The 4199-nt window shown below is 38.1% G+C and carries 3 protein-coding genes and 2 pseudogenes; all 5 read left to right on the top strand.

Annotated features, from left to right (window positions below):
* Window positions 1-435 (top strand): annotated as a pseudogene (locus Q0212_RS16630) (hydroxymethylbilane synthase); the annotation flags it as partial.
* Complete coding sequence (locus tag Q0212_RS16625) at window positions 428-1198, top strand: uroporphyrinogen-III synthase (protein ID WP_297927606.1); 771 nt, start codon at window positions 428-430, stop codon at window positions 1196-1198. The pseudogene Q0212_RS16630 and the gene Q0212_RS16625, both read left to right, overlap by 8 nt.
* A 30-nt stretch (window positions 1199-1228) precedes the next feature.
* A complete protein-coding gene (locus tag Q0212_RS16620; protein ID WP_297927603.1) occupies window positions 1229-2245 on the top strand; it encodes a uroporphyrinogen-III C-methyltransferase in 1017 nt (338 codons plus the stop codon).
* Window positions 2242-3462: a heme biosynthesis HemY N-terminal domain-containing protein gene (locus Q0212_RS16615; RefSeq protein ID WP_297927602.1), complete on the top strand. Its 1221-nt coding sequence runs from the start codon at window positions 2242-2244 to the stop codon at window positions 3460-3462. Before Q0212_RS16620 ends, Q0212_RS16615 begins: the two co-directional genes overlap by 4 nt.
* Before the next feature lie 17 nt (window positions 3463-3479).
* Window positions 3480-3914 (top strand): annotated as a pseudogene (locus tag Q0212_RS16610) (acyl-CoA thioesterase); the annotation flags it as partial.
* Between the last annotated feature and the right edge of the window lie 285 nt (window positions 3915-4199).

The following is a 4199-nucleotide window of genomic DNA, read 5'->3' as shown; positions in this document are numbered from 1 at the left end:
TACGATGCCATTATTTTAGCGAGTGCAGGTTTAAAACGTTTAGGTTTGGAACAACGCATTGCTCAATCATTAACTCAACTATTACCTGCTGTAGGTCAGGGGGCAGTGGGTATTGAGGCGCGTAGTAACGATACTGAATTATTAGCATTATTAGCACCGTTGCATCACTTACCAACCGCGTTGTGTGTGCAAGCTGAACGTGCTATGAACCGACGTTTACAAGGTGGTTGCCAAGTGCCAATTGCAGGTTTTGCTACTTTAGATAATCAGCAGTTAATATTAAATGCCTTAGTAGGAAGTTTGGATGGCCAATCTGTATTGCGTTACCAAGCACAAACCACAGATTTAAGTACGATTGAGCAGCTAGGGGAAAATGTTGCAGACGGCCTATTGGCACAAGGCGCGGATAAAATTTTGGCAGCAGTATATGGCTAACTTAGCAGGGCTAAACATTATTAATACTCGGCCTGTTAATCGAGCGCAACCTTTAACCGATGCACTGATGCAAAAAGGTGCATTGGTCACCGCCATTCCTTTGGTAGAAAACATACCTTTAGCTCTCAGTGCAGAGCATCGGCAGTATTTATTAAATTTAGATTTATACGATGTTGTTTTTGTAGTCAGTCCAACCGCAGCCAAATTAGGTTTAGCTCTATTAAGTGATTATTGGCCACAATGGCCGATTGCTGTACAGTGGTTAGCCATTGGTGAGGCTACTGCAGAAGTTTTGCATCAGTATGGCTTGCAAGCAATAGTGCCAACGCAAGAAACTAGTGAAGGCCTCTTACAATTGCCATGTTTGCAACAACTGCAGCAAGGTCAAAAAATGTTGGTATTAAGAGGGCAGGGCGGACGTAATTTAGTTCGCGATAATTTGCAACAACAAGGTGTTAAAGTAGATTATTTAGATTTATACCAACGGCAAGTTCCCATTAATAGTCAGCAATTATGGCAACAGCAAAAAACATCACCAGATTTGGTTGTGATTACCAGTGGTGAGATTTTACAAAGTTGGCAACAATTGGTTGGTGAACATTTTTCCAAAATTCCGATGGTAGTGATTAGTAAACGGCTAGTTGCAATGGCTAAAGCATTGGGAGTTATGCAAGTGATTACTGCAGCGAGTACACGTCCAGAAGATATTGTTCATGCAATTCAACAGTGGCACAAAGGTCAGACTCATGATATATCAGAGTAGTTTTTTAGCCCCTAATAAGATGTACTTATAATGAGTCAAACACGTCAACCCATTCATGTTTTTCCTAAGATTACGCTCAAGTTTGGTTTTTGGGGGCGAGTGACAGTTATTATCGTAATACTCACCGTAATTGCCAGTATTTTGCTTTATTACCATGGCAATCGTTATAAAAAACAAGAGAGACAACATTATCAAGAAATATCTCAGCAGTTACAGCTTATCCAAGAACAAACGGTTCAAATACAAAGTAAAAATCAGTTATTACAACAAAAAGTTGATAGCTTAGAGTCGCAATTAGCCCAGTTAAAAAAACAAGTTCAGCCAACACAAAAGCCTTATGCCTTAATTAAACAAGTGCAGCATTATGTCGATTTGGCAGAGCAGCATTTGTGGTTGCAACATGATAGCCAAAGTGCAAGCCAATTATTGGCGATTGCGGATGAACTATTACAACATTATGGTAATCAACAAACGCTAGCATTAAGACAAGCGATTGCGGCTGATCAGTTATTGTTAAGTCAAGTACAACATATTGATGTTGCTGGTATTTCTCTAAAAATAGAAGCCCTAAAACAGTCAGCACAACAATTAACTTTGCCGCCGAGTAAGCATAATCATATCCCACAATCTCAAGCAACAAATGTAGAGCAAAGTGCATGGGAAAAAGGTTGGGTTGCTTTACAGAAATTAATTAGTATTCAACATCATAATCAAACGATTGCTGCGCCACTACTTACTCAGGAGCAACGCGTATTAGTACAACAAAATGTTTATTTGGCATTACAGCAAGCACAAATGGCTTTGTGGTCACATCAAACTCAACGTTATCAACAAAGTTTGACTAATGTTGAGCAATTATTGATGCCTTATCAGCAATTTAATCCACATTACGCTGTTTTTATTAAAGAAATTCAACTATTAAAACAACAACCTATGCAAGAGCTAATCGTTAAGCTAATAAATACTCCGTCAGTATTGGCTCAATTATTAACGCAACATACAGAATCAGCACCAAGTATTCCTAGTCAACAGGATGCAAGTTTATGATTAAATTAGCCATTTTGTTGCTGTTTTTATTGTTAGGCGCATGGTTGGGTAGTGTATTTTTACAAGACAGTGGATATGTTTTAATTGTTTGGCAGCAAACTTCTATTGAATTAAGTTTATTTTTGGCTGTTTTATTATTAATGTTGGCAGCAGGATTAGGTTTAATAGCTTTAGAGTTATTATTAGGTGTATTTGGTTTACGCGCATTGCTGAATAAATGGTTGCAACAAAGACGATTTTTACGCGCACAACGTAGTTATCACAAAGGTTTAGAGGCATTAACCTTAGAAGATTATCGTCGTGCCGAGAAATTATTTAATCAATCGGCTAAAATCAGTGATGAACCATTAGCGGCATATTTAGCAGCCGCACAAGCTGCACAGGGTCAACAAGCCTCACAACGCGCAGAAGACTATTTACAGTTAGCAGATAGTTATCAATATAGGCTCATCATCCAAATAACCCGAATTCGATTATGGTTACAAACTGGACAATGGGAAGCGGCGGTCGCTCAACTCAAAAGTATTTATCCACATTACAAAAAAGAGCCGGTTGTTAATCAATTATTATTAGAGAGCTTGGTTAAATTACAAGCTTGGCAAGATTGTTTAGAGTGGTTGCCAATTTTGGCTAAAGCCCCTATCGCAGAAACAATTACCAATCAAGCACTCATGAAAACCGCATATCAACATAGTTTAGAAGTATTGGCAAAAACAACTGGACGTGTAGATAAAACGATTACCTTTAGGCAATTACAAGAGTTTTGGCAGCAAATACCTCGCCAACATCAACGTGATACAGATGTGGTGATGAGTTATGTACAAGCATTAATGAGTGTCGGTTTCTATGATGAGGCAAGTGTTATTATTGCCCGTGTTTTAAATGAGAATTGGCATCATGGTTTGGCTGAATTGTATGGGCGAGTGCTTCATGCAGAACCAGAGTTAGCCTTAGAACAAGCTAAAACATGGTTGAAACTCCATCCACAAAGTCCAGTTTTATTATTAACCTTAGGCCGTTTAAGTATGCAATGTCGAGACTGGTCAATGGCTAAAGCCTATTTTGAACAAAGCTTAGTGTTGCATAAAAATACCGAAACTTATGCTGAGTTTGTGCGTTTATTACAGCATTTAAACGATCCAGAAGCAGGACATTATTTAATAGCAGGCTTAAATCAGCTAATCAGTAAACCATTGCCTAATTTGCCTTTACCCTAATAGGATAAATAACTAATATGAGCCAAATCAGTTTAAAAGAGTTTCCTATTGTTCAGCCTCAAAGTGTAGCATGGGGGGAAATGGACGCCTTTGGTCACGTCAATAATGTTGTGTATTACCGCTATTTTGAAAGTGTACGGATTAGTTATTTGCAAATGATTGGGGCTTTAGATCATTTACAACAAATGAATCCTGTCGTTGCAGCCAATAGTTGCCGCTACTTAAAATCGGTCAGTTATCCTGATGAATTAGAATTAGGTGCACGTGTTGTTGAATTAAGAGGCTCTGGTTTTAGAATGGAGTACGCTATTTTTAGTCAACAACATAAAAGTATTGTAGCCACAGGAGAAGCTATTGTTGTTATGGTTGATAAAGAGGGTCAAAAGGTGACTTTACCTGAAGAATTTAGACAAACTATTATCAACTTAGAGCAAACAGTGGGTAATGAATTAGAGGTAGATGCACTTAATCCACATAAACAGCCAGAGACATTATTAGGTAAGGCTTTATCAAAACTGAATCATTTACGAGATAAATAAAGACTAATAAAGCCATTGTTAACAAATAAACCACCAAAAAATCGCTGCTAAATGTACATTAAACCGTAACAAAAGCTTGCTAATTTAGTGTGCAATCTATACAATTCGCCGCGCTCGAAGTAGCAGTTTTTTGTCTATGCCAATGATTTTTGGGTGGAGCAAGCGTGAGTAAACCTCAACCACTTGTTGATAAAACCC

Origin of the sequence: uncultured Agitococcus sp. (assembly GCF_937920075.1) — a bacterium.
GTDB lineage: Bacteria > Pseudomonadota > Gammaproteobacteria > Pseudomonadales > Moraxellaceae > Agitococcus.
The sequence above is the reverse complement of the archived record's forward strand: the minus strand, read 5'-3'. Positions and strand labels throughout refer to the sequence as shown.